The organism is Anabaena sp. 54, from assembly GCF_017355725.1.
Classification (GTDB): domain Bacteria; phylum Cyanobacteriota; class Cyanobacteriia; order Cyanobacteriales; family Nostocaceae; genus Dolichospermum; species Dolichospermum heterosporum.
The window spans coordinates 418,224-435,347 of sequence record NZ_JAAVWA010000001.1 but is presented as its reverse complement, the minus strand read 5'-3'; the positions used below and the strand labels follow the sequence as shown (position 1 = coordinate 435,347).

At 39.2% G+C, this 17,124-nt stretch carries 15 protein-coding genes and 3 pseudogenes; 15 read left to right on the top strand and 3 right to left on the bottom strand.

All coding sequences use genetic code 11. The features are described from left to right. Window positions 1–171 precede the first annotated feature (171 nt). The 7 genes and pseudogenes from HEQ36_RS02215 to HEQ36_RS02185 all read left to right on the top strand — a co-directional run bounded on the left by HEQ36_RS02215 (window position 172) and on the right by HEQ36_RS02185 (window position 5,492). Window positions 172–633: a nitrate reductase associated protein gene (locus tag HEQ36_RS02215; protein WP_168636475.1), complete on the top strand. Its 462-nt coding sequence runs from the start codon at window positions 172–174 to the stop codon at window positions 631–633. Between the two features lie 52 nt (window positions 634–685). Next, the gene (locus HEQ36_RS02210) at window positions 686–889 is read left to right on the top strand and encodes an RNA-binding S4 domain-containing protein (RefSeq protein ID WP_168636476.1); all 204 of its coding nucleotides are present in this window, start codon (window positions 686–688) and stop codon (window positions 887–889) included. Between the two features lie 236 nt (window positions 890–1,125). Beyond that, the gene (locus HEQ36_RS02205) at window positions 1,126–2,088 is read left to right on the top strand and encodes a hydrogenase small subunit (protein WP_053539631.1); all 963 of its coding nucleotides are present in this window, start codon (window positions 1,126–1,128) and stop codon (window positions 2,086–2,088) included. 128 nt (window positions 2,089–2,216) lie between these two features. Beyond that, window positions 2,217–2,729 (top strand): annotated as a pseudogene (locus tag HEQ36_RS02200) (nickel-dependent hydrogenase large subunit); the annotation flags it as partial. Window positions 2,730–3,056: 327 nt separating this feature from the next. Further along, on the top strand, window positions 3,057–3,467 hold the full coding sequence (locus HEQ36_RS02195) for a hypothetical protein (RefSeq protein WP_053539632.1): 411 nt from the start codon (window positions 3,057–3,059) through the stop codon (window positions 3,465–3,467). Between the two features lie 143 nt (window positions 3,468–3,610). Continuing rightward, window positions 3,611–5,167 (top strand): AAA family ATPase, encoded by a 1,557-nt coding sequence (locus HEQ36_RS02190; RefSeq protein WP_168636477.1) that lies wholly within the window; start codon window positions 3,611–3,613, stop codon window positions 5,165–5,167. 202 nt (window positions 5,168–5,369) lie between these two features. Further along, the gene (locus HEQ36_RS02185; RefSeq protein ID WP_267902191.1) at window positions 5,370–5,492 is read left to right on the top strand and encodes a hypothetical protein; all 123 of its coding nucleotides are present in this window, start codon (window positions 5,370–5,372) and stop codon (window positions 5,490–5,492) included. Between the two features lie 104 nt (window positions 5,493–5,596). Here the strand turns inward: HEQ36_RS02185 and HEQ36_RS02180 are convergent, their stop codons facing one another. Then, window positions 5,597–5,935: a type II toxin-antitoxin system PemK/MazF family toxin gene (locus HEQ36_RS02180; protein WP_053539634.1), complete on the bottom strand. Its 339-nt coding sequence runs from the start codon at window positions 5,933–5,935 to the stop codon at window positions 5,597–5,599. After that, window positions 5,925–6,167 carry a hypothetical protein gene (locus HEQ36_RS02175; protein WP_053539635.1) on the bottom strand — a complete coding sequence of 81 codons (243 nt, stop codon included), beginning with the start codon at window positions 6,165–6,167 and terminating at the stop codon, window positions 5,925–5,927. The genes HEQ36_RS02180 and HEQ36_RS02175 overlap by 11 nt, the downstream gene beginning before the upstream one ends. A 764-nt stretch (window positions 6,168–6,931) precedes the next feature. Here HEQ36_RS02175 and HEQ36_RS02170 point away from each other — a divergent pair. The 8 genes and pseudogenes from HEQ36_RS02170 to HEQ36_RS02135 all read left to right on the top strand — a co-directional run bounded on the left by HEQ36_RS02170 (window position 6,932) and on the right by HEQ36_RS02135 (window position 13,544). Further along, window positions 6,932–7,168: a hypothetical protein gene (locus tag HEQ36_RS02170; RefSeq protein WP_039202995.1), complete on the top strand. Its 237-nt coding sequence runs from the start codon at window positions 6,932–6,934 to the stop codon at window positions 7,166–7,168. 33 nt (window positions 7,169–7,201) lie between these two features. Further along, a pseudogene (locus tag HEQ36_RS02165) lies at window positions 7,202–7,369 on the top strand (isochorismatase); the annotation flags it as partial. Between the two features lie 125 nt (window positions 7,370–7,494). Beyond that, window positions 7,495–8,232 (top strand): annotated as a pseudogene (locus tag HEQ36_RS02160) (isochorismatase); the annotation flags it as partial. Between the two features lie 177 nt (window positions 8,233–8,409). Further along, window positions 8,410–9,252 carry an RNA-guided endonuclease TnpB family protein gene (locus HEQ36_RS02155; RefSeq protein ID WP_053537839.1) on the top strand — a complete coding sequence of 281 codons (843 nt, stop codon included), beginning with the start codon at window positions 8,410–8,412 and terminating at the stop codon, window positions 9,250–9,252. A gap of 223 nt (window positions 9,253–9,475) precedes the next feature. After that, window positions 9,476–10,000, top strand: coding sequence for a helix-turn-helix domain-containing protein (locus tag HEQ36_RS02150; protein ID WP_168636479.1), 525 nt, complete (start codon window positions 9,476–9,478; stop codon window positions 9,998–10,000). A 295-nt stretch (window positions 10,001–10,295) separates the two neighbouring features. Continuing rightward, a complete protein-coding gene (locus tag HEQ36_RS02145) occupies window positions 10,296–10,589 on the top strand; it encodes an HU family DNA-binding protein (protein ID WP_027401744.1) in 294 nt (97 codons plus the stop codon). Between the two features lie 26 nt (window positions 10,590–10,615). Continuing rightward, window positions 10,616–11,689 (top strand): threonine-phosphate decarboxylase CobD, encoded by a 1,074-nt coding sequence (cobD, locus tag HEQ36_RS02140; protein ID WP_168636480.1) that lies wholly within the window; start codon window positions 10,616–10,618, stop codon window positions 11,687–11,689. Window positions 11,690–12,086: 397 nt separating this feature from the next. Further along, on the top strand, window positions 12,087–13,544 hold the full coding sequence (locus HEQ36_RS02135) for an NAD(P)/FAD-dependent oxidoreductase (RefSeq protein WP_168636481.1): 1,458 nt from the start codon (window positions 12,087–12,089) through the stop codon (window positions 13,542–13,544). Between the two features lie 430 nt (window positions 13,545–13,974). Here HEQ36_RS02135 and HEQ36_RS02130 read toward each other — a convergent pair whose 3' ends face one another. After that, window positions 13,975–16,962 carry a Tn3 family transposase gene (locus tag HEQ36_RS02130; protein WP_168636483.1) on the bottom strand — a complete coding sequence of 996 codons (2,988 nt, stop codon included), beginning with the start codon at window positions 16,960–16,962 and terminating at the stop codon, window positions 13,975–13,977. Between the last annotated feature and the right edge of the window lie 162 nt (window positions 16,963–17,124).

The window sequence follows — 17,124 nt, the reverse complement described above, 5'->3', positions numbered from 1 at the left end:
GTTCTGTTCAAAAATCAAATAGGAGTCCTATATTTTGTTTTTAACGAACCACAGAGGCACAGAGATCACAGAGGAAGAGAAAAGGAGAAATGTATGCTACGGCACGTTACATGAATACATCTTGTTTAGGATTGCTATATAAATCTATATTTTATAATTATCACCAATTTTATGACAGAATTTTTTGAATTTGAAGCGGATTTTATTGATTCTTGGCGTTGTATTCCTATGCAAGTGCGCTATAAACTAGATACTTGCGGTATTAAGCTGAAATTAGCCCAATGGAATCTGATGAATCAAGAATCACGTCAAAATTTAATGACATTACCTTGTGATACAGATATTCAAATTCATGATTATAGACATTATATTCAAGAGTTGGTATTGCAACTGACTGGTAAACCTGTGGCTGAATTAACAATTGAAGCTAATCCAGCATGGGTAGATATTAGCACTATTCCTCACAGTGTCCACGAAAAAGCTCAAGAAATAGGTGTGATAATTACAATTGAGGCATGGAAAAGCCTAACTATCTTACAACGGTTTGCCTTAATTAAACTCAGTCGTCCTAGTCATGAGAATAAAAACTTTTTACCGGCTTTGCAAGAATTTAATTTGTTGCCAAAATCCTAAATTCTGATATATTGCTATAGATGATACTTTTTAATTAGTTGGTAAAAGACAAATGATTAAACTCGACCAGTTTTTGAAGTTTTCGGGGATATCCTCTACCGGTGGTCAAGCTAAATGGATGATTGTTGATGGTGAAGTGAAAGTTAATGGGATAATTGAAACACGGAGAGGACGGAAATTAGTTGATGATGATGAAGTAACAGTAGGAGGAAAAACTTTAAAGGTGGGGGAAATACTCTCAGATACCGTTGATTAATGCTGACATATATAGTCTTAACCTTATATATTTTATTTACTATAATATCTCATAATGCTAATTCTTAAGTTTTATTTAAAAAAAGTTAATTGCTTTAAATAACATCTTAGTTTAAAATAATGAATATTGATCAATAGGTCGTTCTCTACAAGTAAATCCTTTGCAGAAGGGGAAATTATACCCCTATAGAATCTCTTCAATTGTGCATTATTAACACATCTAAAAATAAATAGCTAATGACTAATGTACTCTGGTTACAAGGTGGTGCTTGTTCGGGTAACACCATGTCATTTCTTAATGCCGAAGAACCTACAGCTTGTGATTTAATTGCTGATTTCGGTATTAAAATACTTTGGCATCCTTCCTTGGGAGTAGAATTAGGTGAAAATGTCCAAACCCTCTTATGGGACTGCATTTCCGGGAAGATTTCTCTGGATATTTTGGTATTTGAAGGTAGCGTAGTTAACGCCCCTAATGGTACAGGAGAATGGAACCGATTTGCCGACCGTCCCATGAAAGATTGGTTAGACGATTTAGCCAAAGTTGCGAAATTTATTGTTGCGGTAGGAGACTGTGCAACTTGGGGAGGAATTCCCGCTATGTCACCCAACCCCAGCGACTCTAAAGGACTGCAATTTCTCAAACGGGAAGAAGGCGGTTTTTTAGGTAAAGATTTTGTCAGTCAAGCTGGCTTACCTGTGATTAATATTCCCGGTTGTCCTACACACCCCGACTGGATAACGCAGATATTAGTAGCGATCGCCACTGGTCGAATTGATGATATAGTTCTCGATGAACTACACCGTCCCCAAACCTTCTTCAACACCTTCACCCAAACAGGTTGTACCCGCAACATTCACTTTGCATACAAAGCCACAACCGCTGAATTTGGACAACGCAAAGGTTGTCTATTTTACGACTTAGGTTGTCGTGGACCCATGACCCGTTCTTCCTGTAACCGCATTCTCTGGAACCGCGTCTCCTCCAAAACCCGCGCGGGAATGCCCTGTTTAGGCTGTACAGAACCCGAATTTCCCTTTTTCGACCTCGAACCCGGAACAGTCTTTAAAACCCAGACTGTCATGGGAGTTCCCAAAGAAATACCCCCCGGAGTCAACATGAAAGATTACGCAGTCCTCACCGTTGTGGCAAAAGACGCAGCCCCAAAATGGGCAGAGGAAGACTTTTTTACCGTTTAGTCATGAAAAAAGACCTAACCCCCCAACCCCCTTCCCTACCAGGGAAGGGGGAGTCAATTATTTCCCTCTCCTTGTAGGAGAGGGGTTAGGGGAGAGGTCGTGTAACTAATAACTAATAAAGGACAAATATGCCAATTCAAACTTTAGATATTTCACCCGTTGGTAGAGTCGAGGGTGATTTAGATGTGCGCGTCGAAATTGAAAATGGATATGTGACAAACGCTTGGACTCATGCCGAACTTTTTCGCGGTTTTGAAATAATTTTACGCGGTAAAGATCCTCAAGCGGGGTTAATTGTCACTCCTAGAATTTGTGGAATTTGTGGTGGTTCTCACCTCAGTTCTGCCTCTTGGGCGTTAGATACAGCTTGGGGAACAGAAGTTCCCAGAAATGCTATTTTAGCCAGAAACTTAGGGCAAATTGTCGAAACAATCCAAAGTATTCCTCGCTACTTTTATGGCTTGTTTGCCATTGATTTAACTAATAAAAATTATCGCCGTAGTCACTTTTATGATGAAGCTTGTCGGCGCTTTGCTGCTTTCACAGGTAAATCCTATGAAATCGGCATTACAATTTCTAGTAAACCGGTAGAAATTTACGCTTTATTAGGTGGACAATGGCCGCACAGCAGTTATATGGTAATAAATTGGGGAATCGCTGATATAGTCAGGATTTCTGAGGATAGGTCTGATTATTCCCTGGCTTTTCCTTAAATTAGACGATAGATCTACCCCCAGCTATGCCATAACCAAAGATAGCAAGCAGTAAATCCATTTATTTTTCTCTGCCAAAAGTTATTTGGTTTTCTCAAATATTACCTAATTTTTCCCTAACTCTAGATTAGCGATGCCTTCAGCGCACTGGAAGCAATTCCTAGGTCGCGCTTCGCTATCACATAACTGTGGTAAATTTTTAGTACGCAAAGAATAATCTAATGCACCCATCCTCTTTTAATCTTCTTACCCATTATGAATTTCAAACGATGGCAGGAACTCAAGCAAATCCTCACTGAAGACAAAGATTTGTCTAACATCTGGTCATATTACATGGATCATTTTGGGGATCATCCCAAATTCATCAACTTGGGTCAACCTGTCCAGAATCAATATATAGATGCAGTTGTCAAAACAACCTGTCAACAACTATTTGGTCAAAACGTCAAAATTACCAATTCTCTCCTTATCCATATTCCCCGACATCAATTTTTCCATGGCCCATTCCAAGCCAGCGGACGAATAGGTGGTGTGATTTTCTTTGAGGATATCAAAGTCGGTTTAATGGGTATTTCCGCACACTTTCCCCCAACCAGTGAGGTGAAATATTCCCGGTTTACCGAAGTAATGGATCTATCACCACCAACAGGTCATGATTTAAATTGAAGGGATATAGCATTTCCTAATCTAAATGATGCACAAAATTATCTGTGTTCATCTGCGTTTATCTGCGTTTGATTCTGACTTCCCTGCCATCCTTAACCCCAAAATCGTCTAAACTTAAAGAGTTCGCTAACTGCCAAAATCCTATGTCTCGCTGGTTTAATATTGCAAGTCCATGTAAACTCGAAAAACACTATACCATCTCAGCCACAAGTCGTCTTCCTGACCTATCAATGCTGATTGAACAAGAAAGTTATTTTGTCCTTCATGCACCGCGACAAACAGGGAAAACTACGGCAATGTTAGCCCTAGCACAGCAACTTACCGCCACAGGACGTTATGCAGCAGTCATGGTATCAGTAGAGGTGGGAAGTGCATTTAATCATGACCCAGGTGCGGCAGAATTAGCGATTTTGGGAACTTGGTATGATAATATTTCCATCCGTTTACCCAAAGAATTACAACCACCTGTTAAACAATGGCAACAAGAAGAACCAGGAAACAGAATTAAGGCTTTTTTACAAGGTTGGGCAAAAGCTTCACCCCGACATTTGGTAATATTGATTGATGAAATTGATTCTTTGCAAGACCAAACTCTAATTTCAATTTTACGTCAATTAAGAGATGGTTTTCCCAATCGTCCCGAAAATTTTCCTTCATCGTTAGGATTAATTGGTTTACGAGATGTGCGAGATTATAAAGTAGCATCTGGTGGTAGTGACAGATTAAATACATCCAGTCCTTTTAATATTAAAGTTGCTTCTATAACTATGAGAAATTTTAATCTTGAAGAAGTAGGAGAATTATATCAACAACATACAGCAGCAACAGGACAAATTTTCACACCAGAAGCAACAGCAACGGCATTTGATTTAACCCAAGGACAACCTTGGTTAGTTAATGCTTTAGCTAAAGAAGTTGTAGAAAAAATGGTTAAAGATAGAAATATTGCTATTACAAAAGAACATATTTTAAAAGCAAAGGAAATATTAATTGCTCGTCAAGATACTCATTTAGATAGTTTAGCTGAACGCTTACGAGAACCAAGGATAAAAGCAATTATTGAGCCGATGTTAGCAGGTTTAGAATTGGGGGATATACCCAACGATGATATTCAATTTGTGATTGATTTGGGATTATGTAAAATGCACCCCTACGGAGGTTTAACTATTGCTAATCCCATTTATCGGGAAGTGTTACCCAGAGTATTAACAGTAACACCAATGGCATCTTTACCAATGATTGCACCGACTTGGTTAACCCCAGAAGGTGAATTAAATATAGATGCTTTATTAACAGCATTTCTCAAGTTTTGGCGACAGCACGGAGAACCGTTATTAGGTAGCACTGGCTACCATGAAATTGCACCACACATTGTATTAATGGCTTTCTTACATCGTGTTATTAATGGTGGTGGAACTCTGGAGAGGGAATATGCAATTGGTAGTGATAGAATGGATTTATGTCTGCGTTACAAGGATGTAATGTTAGGTATTGAGTTAAAGGTATGGCGGGATAAAAAACGAGATCCTCAAACTGATGGTATTGAACAATTAGAATCCTATTTAGGGCGTTTGGGGTTGGATTTTGGTTGGTTATTTGTGTTTGATAGGCGTAAAAATGCCCTACCAATGGAGGAACGTTTGTCAACGCAGGTTGTGGTGACGGAAAATCAACGTCGGATTACTGTGATTCGGGCTTGAGTGTTATGTTTTTTGTTTCACGCAGAGGCGCAGAGGCGCAGAGGCGCAGAGAGGGGAGCGAAAAAAGGGAATTAAGTATTATTTTTTCTTTCTATTGAAATATAAACCCGGGTTTTTATCAATATAAATACGTAAATATTAATATTAAAGTTAAAATATTTACAGGTTTGCTTGAGTATAGAAGGATTGATTTATTTGGAAATTGAGCGAACTGCTTGCAGCAGCGCTAGTTCCCTCCGGGACGCTCCGCGAACGCGATCGCAATGCACAATCAAAATTATCCGAGGTGATAAGCGATCGCATTAACCCAATATTAGCGAACTGACAAGTCAGCGCTTACGCTATCGCAGTTAATCGCAGTTAAGGAAGCACAAGATAATTGATTTTGAGCGAACTGCTTGCAGCAGCGCTTCGCTATCGCTAGTTTCATTAAGAGCATAGAATACGACATAAAACATCTGCAATTGAGGCTTGAGTCTCTGATGTGAAAGATCCTAACTCACGGCGAATTAGGGATTGACGGAGGGTTACTAGGTGATCGAGACGTAAGGTTGATGCTTGCCGAAGTCCACTATTAAGGAAGTCTGGATGTTCCGGTTGCAGAATAATATCTGTGTTGAGGGGTGCTTGAGGAATGCGACTGGTGATGAGTGCAAAAATGATGTGCTGATAAATGCCGATCACATCTGTTAAACAGTAGGCAGGACGGACTTTACTGGAAGATAGGTCATCGAAAGGAAACTGAATCAGAACAACCTTACCTTTCATAGTTTACAGGTTGCCCATCTTCGAGGGTGTAAATGTCCTCTTCTGGATCGTTCAGGAAAGCAAAGCTAGGGTTGGTTGAGATTGCATCTAACCAGGTTTGTTCGTTGAGATCCTCCTCCTCTGGCATTAGCAGGATAATACGCACCCGACTGGCTTTGTCTTGGGGAAGGGGACTATCTAGCTGAATTTGTCCTTGTTTATTTAAGATACCTGTGGTTTCAATCGCACGCATGGTTTCAGGCGGAAAAAATCATTTGGTTCGATTTTAACACTTTCTTCGGTGCAACCAGAAGGTAAGTAGGTTGGCGTTGAAAATTGTCGTTATGGCAAGGCAAAAGGCACTCATGCAAGAGGCAAGAGTGAAGAGGGTTTGGGCGATTTTACGTTTCTTTACACAGTTTGGTTTTATTGTGTTCACCTACTTAATTAGTTGACACTCTCAGCGGCTAAAGCCGCTGAGATTCTGCGGACAGAGTAAACTTAGGTAATGCCCAAAGTTTAATTCTCGCTACGGTCGTCAGGTTGAGTCGAGGGAGGATATTATTCCTCGCCCCTCTCAGTTAGATCCGTGCGTACCCGTTTCCGTGTACACGGCTCCCGATGTTCTTAGCTTTCACTTTTGCTCATGTGAATATAATCGTGGCAGATGAAAGTGAATTGCTAGAAGGTTTTTAGTTTTCCAGTTTTGGTGGTTTCCATCTATATGATGTAAATGTACCTTCTCATCACTGAGCATTTTTAGACCACAATGACCACATTTATGGTTTTGCCGTTTAAGGCCTATCCGCAATAGTGGGGACTTTGAGAATCCGGGTTTTACCGTCCTTTTTGGGGATGGGTCTAAGCTTAGATTGCTGGATATTTCTGTTGTTAACATTGATGTAATATACCGTAGGCATAGCTCTGATGTTGTTGCACTTTGATAAATTCTCGCTCCTGAACTGAAAATTGACTTTTTTGCCTATTTTACTTGTGTACTAATTACTAAGAATTACAATGCCATCCGTAAACCAACAGTTATTTTCCCAATCTGGATTAAATTTGATTGCATTCACAGTTTCTCCGTCTTGTCTTTTACAAGTTGGTACAGTGTCTATGCTGATATTAGTTATAGCTCAGAAAGCTACAAGCGAGGCATTAATCAGCCTGGGTGAAGCAAGTGAAGAATTATTACGAGGCGATCGCCTACCTGTCCTTCCTTTTCCAGATGGTTATAAATTAGACAAGGATTAGAAATCATCCGTAGAACTCAAGCGTATTTTCATGATGAATGCCCAGAATATGCCCCAATTACCAATTCCCTCCCACTTTAACGCTGCAAAAGTCGGTGAAGTTTGGCGTGTACCTTATCAACAACGTGCTGCTGAATCTGAAACTTATGCCAAACAACAAAACATTCCATCAGCAGCTTTAGATAAAAACCGCATTTGTCTAAGTAGGTTGGCGTTGAAAATTGTCGTTATGGCAAGGCAAAAGGCAAGAGGCAAGAGGCAAGAGTGAAGAGGGTTTGGGCGATTTTACGTTTCTTTACACAGTTTGGTTTTATTGTGTTCACCTACTTATTATTAATAGATGTCCAAAATACCTTTTGCATTCCCTATTTTGAATTATTTGTAGGCGGAAAAACTGGAATTGGTGCAGTTGAAGATAATCAAAGACTGTGCGAATTTATTTATCGCAACTTGGGAATAATTACCAAAATTATTCCCACACTGGATACTCACACAGCCATGCAAATCTTTCATCCTATATTCTGGGTAAATTCCCAAGGAGAACACCCAATACCTGCCGCAACCAACATTACACCCACAGATATTGAAAACGGTATTTGGCAAGTTAATCCAGCGGTTGCTAATAGTCTCAATAATGGTGATGATGACTTGTTAGCAAAACAGGCTTTTCATTATGTTCAACAACTTAGCCAAGATGGAAAATACCCGTTAACAGTGTGGCCTTATCATTCCATGTTAGGTGGAATTGGTCATGCTTTGGTTGCATCAGTAGAAGAAGCAATATTTTTTCATAGTATCGCCCGTCAAAGTCAAACCCAATTTGAATTAAAAGGGGAAAATCCGTTAACAGAAAATTATTCTATTTTACGCCCCGAAGTTTTAACAGGATTTGATAATCAGCCAATTGGACAAAAAAACACAAATTTAATTAAACAACTTTTAGAATATGATGCGGTGATTATTGCGGGACAAGCTAAAAGTCATTGTGTTGCTTGGACAATTGACGATTTATTAACAGAAATTAAACAGGTAGATCCCACCCTCACAAAGAAAATTTATCTTTTAGCTTAACCGACAGAAGCCCCACGACTGACCCGAAGGGCAGCGTGGGATGAATGGCGCGTGAATTAACGACAGTTTTTCGACCAAAGCGACAGCAAGGGAGAAAAACATGGAGGCAATTCACAAATCTTGTGTTATAGTGTTTTATAGTGTTTTATAGTAAATTTCTTTCGCTCTAATATGTTAAAAGTTGTCAAAATCAGATTATATCCAGATGCCCAGCAGCAGCAGTCATTAGCACAAGCTTTTGGCAGTTGTCGTTGGTTATGGAACTATTTTTTGAATTTGATGAATGAAACATATAAAGAAACGGGTAAAGGACTGTCTGGATACGAAGTCAAAAAGATAATTCCTCAGCTAAAGAAAGAACATGAGAAGAACTTAAAAATAAAACAACAGCAATTATCCAGAAAACAAAAAGGCTCTAATAACCGCAATAAAACTAGAAAGAAAGTTGCTAGAGTCCATAGAAAGATAACTAATTGTAGAGAAGATTTTCTCCATAAACTATCTCGTAGGATAGTTAACGAAAACCAAGTTATTGTGGTGGAAAATCTTCATGTTAAAGGCATGATGCAAAATCACTGCCTAGCCAAATCTATTCAACAAGTTGGCTGGGGGATGTTTTGCACCATGCTTAAATACAAAGCAGAAAACGAAGGGAAGATTTATCAAGAAGTTGATAGATTCTTTCCTTCGTCGAAAACTTGTCATGTATGCCTTAATCAAGTGGGTAGTTTGCCACTTGATATAAGATTCTGGACTTGTGAAAAGTGCCAGACTAGACATGATAGAGATATTAATGCAGCAATAAACCTCAGAGATGAGGGACTACGAATTTTGACCTCTGGAACGGGGGATAAAGCGATGAAGTGTGGTCTTGGGGGTTTCCCCCATGAACAACTTCATCAAGAAGCCTGTCGCCCAGAAATAAGTCGCAGTAATAGAGGACGCAAGAAGTCTACTACTGTGCTTTCTGTTGGACAGGAAGCCGACACTGTACCGTCAGGTCAGTGTGGGTAGTTCACTATATTTTCAAAATAGCAAGCCATTTTTACTCCTGACTCCTGAATTATTATTGTATACTGATATGCTCAACGAAATTAAAGAATATTTACAATTACACTAAAGCCCATAAAGTCTTGACAAAACATAGAAATAATGGGTTAGCATAGGTAGTATTGACAAATATACCTCCCAAAATACACATCAATATACCAAATACATTAATCAGATCAAAAGGATTATGGGATGCCGACTGAAAATTTTTTTAAGTGATGAAGAAAAGTTAACTTTAGAAGAGTTGAGAAAGGCTAAGGATGTTCCTCAACGGACAAAAGACCGCGCTCAAGTTCTACTGTTGAATGCTCGTGGATTAAATAACGAACAAATTGCTCAAGGCTTAAACTGGGCAGTTTCTACAGTCCGTCAGACCCTACATCGGTGGCGAAAAATGGGTTTAGCCGGATTATGGGATGCTCCAGGTCGAGGCGGAAAACCTCGCTATTCGGAAAATGATTTAGAGTATCTAGAAAACTGTCTATTTGAAGAACCTCAGACTTATAACTCCAAACAACTAGCCAAAAAACTAGCATCCGAGCGACAAGTTTACTTGAGTCCTGACCGACTCCGCAGAGTTCTGAAAGCCAGAGGTAAGGGGCAGGGAGCAGGGAGCAGGGAGCAGGGAGCAGGGAGCAGGGGACAGGGGGCAGGGAGCAGGGGACAGGGAGCAGGGAGCAGGGGGCAGGGAGCAGAGGGAAATGACCAATGACCAATGACAACTAAGTATTTATTTCTAAAAAATAGGGTATTTTAATTACAAGAAAGAGGTAAAAAAGAAAAAAAATCCTGAAATCTATATAAATTAATAGTTTCATCTATCCACTTCGGGCTACAACACCTTAGAATGATTCATTGAAAAGTCAAGTCAATCGTATTTGCAGCGGTTTTGAGTGTAAATACTCTCAGGGAACGATTTTTGTATTTCTACAAACAGAGATTTAGGTAAAGATGCTTTAATGGTGCATCTTGAGAAATAATCTCTGATAAAACTTTAGGAGTTTAACATGAACAAAGGCGAATTAGTTGATGCAGTAGCTGAAAAGGCTAACGTTACCAAGAAACAGGCTGACCAAGTTTTGAGTGCTGCCATCGAAACTATTGTGGAAGCGGTTTCTTCCGGTGATAAAGTAACATTGGTGGGATTTGGTTCGTTTGAATCACGGGAACGCAAGGCCCGTGAAGGACGTAACCCCAAAACGAATGAAAAAATGGAAATTCCCGCTACCAGAGTTCCCGCTTTCTCTGCTGGAAAACTGTTTAGAGAAAGAGTAGCACCCCCAAAAGAGCCAAAAGAGTAAGTTCAGTTATAGGAAAAACATTTTTGATGCCACAACAAGCACACGGGGGAAATTTGGCTTGGGCAGCAGCACTGGCTGGCTGTTCCCCTGATGCTATTGTGGATTTCTCTGCCAGTATCAGCCCGTTGGGACCACCAAATAGTGTGATTACGGCGATTGTGTCTCAACTAGGTAGTTTGAGGAATTATCCTGACCCAGAGTATGGTGAATTACGACTTGCTCTGAGTCATTTTCATGAATTACCTACTGAGTGGATTTTGCCGGGTAATGGTTCAGCAGAACTATTAACTTTGGTGGGTAGAGAATTAGCACAATTAGCAGCAACGGTTGTACTAACTCCAGCTTTTGGCGACTATTACCGCACTCTTGCGGTTGATAATGCTAAAGTTCTGGAGTTTCCTGTGGATTTGGCAACGGTGAAAGGGAATGTTTCTCTATTGCCAGATTTCGGGCTGAAGACTTCAGGTTTTGGGTTATTGCTGAATAATCCCCATAATCCAACGGGAAAGTTATTCTCACGGGAATCTGTTTTACCATATTTGAAAAAGTTTGCTTTGGTGGTGGTAGATGAAGCGTTTATGGATTTTTTGCCGCCAGAAGAGGAACAAAGTTTGATTGGGTTGGTGCAGGAATACGAGAATTTGGTGATTTTACGATCGCTCACCAAATTTTACAGTTTACCAGGGTTAAGATTAGGATATGCGATCGCTCACCCTCAACGTTTAGCTAAGTGGAAATCATGGCGAGATCCTTGGCCTGTGAATACTTTAGCAGCCGCCGCAGCGATCGCCGCCCTCGAAGATACAGAATTTCAAAATCTCACCTGGAAATGGCTGCCAGGGGCGAGAAATCAACTATTTCAAGGTCTAGCCTCAATTCCTGGTTTAACACCCATAGAAGGCTCTGTTAACTACCTATTGGTAGAATCTCAACGACCTACTTCCCAGTTACAACAAAATTTGCTTCGGCAACACCAGATTTTAATTCGTGATTGCTTAAGTTTTAAAGAATTAGGCGATCGCTTTTTCCGTGTCGCAGTCCGTACAAAAGCTGATAATCAATGCCTATTAACAGCACTTGAAACAATTCAAAATCAATAAGTAAGTAGGTTGGCGTTGAAAATTGTCGTTATGGCAAGGCAAAAGGCAAGAGGCAAGAGGCAAGAGTGAAGAGGGTTTAGGCGATTTTACATTTCTTTACACAGTTTGGTTTTATTGTGTTCACCTACTTAGTCGGACAAAATTAAATTCACTCGTTGAGAGAGGGAACAGGGAACAGGGAACAGGGAACAGGGAACAGGGAACAGGGAACAGGGAACAGAAAAATCAATTGTGTAATTAATTCTGTCCCATTACTTAGCAGGAGTTCAGGAGGTAGGGGCGCAGGGCCTGCGCCCATTCAGAAGTATGGCTAACGCCACGCTTCGCTATCAGAAGTTCAGGAGGAAGAAGGAAGAAGGGAGAAGGAAGAATAAAATTACCCAACGACAAATGACAAATGACAAATATTGATTACGATATCGTTATTATTGGTGGCAGTATTGCTGGATACCAAGCTGCTTTAAGTGCTACTCAGCTACACGCTAAAGTTGCCTTGATTGTCAGCGCAGATTTTACTCATAACTATAATTTAAATTATCAATACATACTTAGCGAAATTAGTCAAACTACCCAGAAATATTATAATTTAGTAAATCTAGGAACTTACGAAAAAAATATTCACTTAAATCTGGAATTTCTGAACTGGAAAAAAGGAATGTTTTATGCAAATGCTGTTGCCAAAAATATTAATCAAATACATTCTTTGGCGAATTTAGCTGCCCAAGGAGTTGATATTATTGTTGGTAATGGTCAATTTCAGTCTTCTCCTCAATTAAGTTTTACAGTTAATGAAAGACGCTTATATAGTCGCACTTACTTACTCGCTAATGGTTCTCGTCCATTAATTCCTAATATTTCAGGATTAGATACTATTAAATATCTAACTTTAGCTAATATTTGGCAATTTTTAGAAAAAACCACATTACCCGAAAATTGGGTGATAATTGGTGGTATTCCTCAAAGTATAGAAATAGCCCAAGTTTTAGCCAGATTTGGTTGTCAAGTCACATTAATAGTCAAATATTCTAGCATTTTGCCTAGTCTTGATGCAGAAATAGCCAAATTACTAACAGCACAATTAGAAATTGATGGTGTACGGATTTTAACACAAACTCAAGTTACCCAAGTCCGACAAATAGATCATAAGAAATGGGTACAAGCTGGAAATCAAGCCATTGAAACCGATGAAATTTTCATTTGTGCTGGACAACAGCCAAATTTAGAGTATTTGAATTTACCAGCGGTGGGAGTAAAATGGCATCAATACCGCTTGGTTGTCAATGAAAAATTACAAACTACAAATCATCGGATTTACGCTTGCGGTGATGTGCTAGGTGGTTATGATATTCAGAATATTGGTAATTATGAAGCTAATATTGCTGTAAAAAATGCCCTATTATTTCCCAAACTAAAAGTTAATTATGAATTTGTTCCTTGGGGAATATATTCTCAGCCCAGGGTAGCACAAGTTGGTTTAACAGAAAAACAAGCTAAAAACCAATATTCTCAAAAGCAAGTTTTAGTTTTTAGGCAATATTTTAAAACAGCCACGGCGGCACAAATACAAGGAGAAATTACAGGTGTTTGTAAATTAGTAGTTTTGGAAAATGGAAAAATTCTGGGATGTTCTATATTGGGAATAGCAGCAGAAGAATTAATTAATTTAATTAGTTTAGCAATCTCACAAAATATGAAAATTCAGTATTTGGCTAAATTATCACCTATTTATCCCAGTTTTTCCGAAATTCTTATGGAAACAGCGCGAGAATGGCATAGACAAAGAATTAATCAGAACCGTACCTTTCCAGAATTGTTGCTAAGTTTCTTTAATTATCGTCGTGATTGGAATTTATAGTAGATTATGCTTGAGTGTAGCAAGAATGATCAGCAATTCTCATTTTGAAAAAAATAAGATAAAATTCTCTTAATTTAATGACAATTTTTTCAACATTATTTTCAGTGATTTTATGATTAGTAATCCAATGATGACCTGTTTTCAACATCCTTTCCACCTACCAAAAACCTGTACCAATTGAAGCCGCTGAAATTTAGGGTCTTCAAACCACTGCTGTGTCGTATGAAATTGTTGTACTAAATAATCTTTGGGTAAATTGGTACGTTGAGAATTACCAAAAATATTGATTGACAGAATGCCTATCCAGTATAGGTTACAGCCTTAGCGTAACTTTCTGTTCGATTGCTCATTTACCCTCAGTATTCATACTAGGTATTGAGCCGAGATACGTGTAAAAACCTGCAAGATGGTCTGGAAACGCTTACTGTGTCTACATTTCAAAGATTTCTGGAGGGAGATTAATCGCCGCCTCCAAAGGTTGAGGAATATTATGTAAATTCACCACATAATCACCGTATCTTTTGATATGTCTTGTAATATAAGGACTCAAAGCAGCAAGGTATCGCATAGGAATCACCTCACCCTGTGACATCAACGTTTGAATCGCCAACGACATATCCACCGTATTTTGCAAAATCACCGCACTGGCCACCAAATCCAGATACTTTAACCGCTTTTCCTGCTCAATTGGATCATTCTCAGTAATCATCCCTTGCTTACCAAAAAATACCCAATCCAGAAAACCATTGTACATCTCCACAACATTTGTTACCGCCGTAATTTCCCGTCTCAACGTAACATTAGAAATATAATCCAGCAGAAACATAGTCCGTACCACCTTACCCAACTCTTGAAAAGCTTGATAAAGACGATTTTTCCGACTGTAGCTCCCTAACTTACGTAACAGCGTCGAAGGCATCACCTTACCAGCCTTAATTGACAGTACCACCCGCATCATGTCATACCAATGAGTCTGAATTAAACTCCAATTGACAACACCCTTAAACAGCGGTTCAATATGCTGATAGCTCACATCCGTACCAGGACGCACAAAACTAAGATCCTGCCAATTACGGATACGTGGCATCAACTTAATACCCAGAAGATAGGAAATAGCAAACACAGGTCCAGATTGACCTTGAGTATCTGCGTGTAACGTATCCGGCTGAATATCCGAAAGATTTTTCAACAACCCATCCAAAATATAAACCGCTTCCCAAACCCCACAAGTAATGAAGTGAGTAAACAAAGCAATGTATTTATCAGAAACATGATGATAGGCAATACCACCATAGCCACCGTAACGGATATGATACTCACTGTGTAAATTATTTTCGTATATCTCAAACTTACTACCATCCGCTGCCGCCTTTTTCCCCGTCCCCCAACAAGAAGGTAAGCTGAAACGGTTATAAGCATTAATAATATCCCGAATTGCCGCTTCAATCTTGGCAGCACTAACATGGCGACGGTTAGTATAAGAAATTTCATGGGCAGTCACCATACCCCCCGAATGACGAGCCATTTGATTAGGTCCAAGATTGCAACCATAACCAAAAGTAGTAAAAATATAACGTTCCCCAGGGTCAGATATTTTGGCTTCACTTCCCGACATTAAACCAAAATGTCTAGTCCAATTCAACCAATGCTCAACATTGCATAATATGTCTAAAATACTCCGTTCCGGCATCAGCGCCCGGATTTTCGACTCCAATAAATCCACCTCTGGAGGTTGGGTAAATGATGGCGGTTTCTTTAATACAGGATTGCCTTCCTTATTAATTGTAAATTGTTTATCGACAGCACAAATATTATCTACTTTCTCAGCGACTTGTGTTAAACATAAGCGTAAATGTTCGACAAAATCCGTTGGATTAGCCGGAAAACCAATTAAGTCACAGTAATCTTTTATTAATGGTTCACACTCAACAGGACTTAATAATTGTTCGCGGAAATCCGCGTAGCTCTCCGACCCCACAACACAGGCATCTCCCGTTTTAAATTCAGTCGCCAAATTGTAAAAGATGCAAATTTCTAATTGCTGACGTACCAAAACCTCGGTGTCATCAATTTCGGCGACAACTAGCGCCCGCCAGTTATTACTAATAAAACCCAAATCAATATCAAAAGGTAAATATTTAGAGCGTTTGTGTTCATGATCTAACACAAATTGCAAAGCTTCAATCACTGATTCATCCGCAGAAGTAGAAAGAATATCTAGAGAACGCACTAAACTAAACAGTGCTTTGCGGTTGGCAGCATAAAACCGCCACATTAATGGTAAATAGTTATTGGTATTGTACGCCGCAATTTCATCTAATTTTTGCATCAGCAATTCTGCCCCACCATGTTCATCCAAAATTAACTGCACCTGTTCTCCAAATACAGCATTATCCTGGGTTTCCTTGGCTTGTTTGGATGCTTGCAATACTTGTCCCAATGTCGCTAACAACTCTGATGTTTCTGTCAGATGTTTATCCCGGAGTTCCTGCAATCGCAGTTTGGCATTATTTTGAATTTTCAGGATACGTTTAATAAACATCTCAACCAGATAATCACGAGTTTTTACCTGTGCTTCGTATAATAGACATAATAGCAATGTCCGCCGTTTGGGTAAATTAATATCTTGAAATTCCGTGATATCTAAAGTTCTAGCATAAGCGGCAAAATGTCTAACTTTGGTAGGAGTAATATTTTGTAGTAATCGCTTGGCATCTCCAAAAGTCATGAGCATATCAAACTTGTTTTGCAGGAGTTTCATCCCATTTAGTTTGGCACTTTTAGGTGGCGATTTTAATAAATTCAGGGTGGCATTTTCATCATCATCCTCATTGTCTATCACCACGAGTAATTGGTCTAAATAAGTTTGTTCGATAGTTGAAAGTCCTTGAGAACAAAGTGCAAATAACTGATTATTGACCATTGACCGAATATGGCGAATTAATCGGTCAAGGGTGCTAAATGCTGGTAATTCGTATCGTTCTTTCACTAATTCCTCAATTGCCACATTGATTAAATCAGCAGGGTGGTCTTTAATTTGGGCTGCTTCTGCAACTAATGTGGCTATTAATCTTTGACCAGTTTTATCATATTGTTTGACCCCTAAATATTCCCGAATAATATTTTTATAGGTATGACGTTGGCGTTCGGAGGGTATTGCTTTTACTGAGTCTTGTAACTTTAAACACGACCGTAAATGTTTAATTACTGCAATTGGGATCTGTTCAGGATGAGGGAAATATCCCAGACGTTGAAAGGATTTGAGCATCACCATTAACCGTAGTAATCCTTCATGGTTCTTGGTTTTAGACTTAACAAACTTGATTTCTGTGGGTGTCGGAGTATAAAGTTCTGCCAGTTCTTTGGGGTCAGGAAATTGTTTAAATTTGGGGTAAGCGGTACGGTCAATTGAAGCCATTCAAGTAATATTTATAACATAAAATTTAAGTTAGCCCAGAAAATGCTTTTATCCCTCACTCCTCTACCAAAGAGTATTTTATATTCTTTTGGGTAGAAATTGACAATGCCCATAAAAATGTTGTTTTTTAGCTCAAAAAGTTGTCAATAATTATGAATGTTA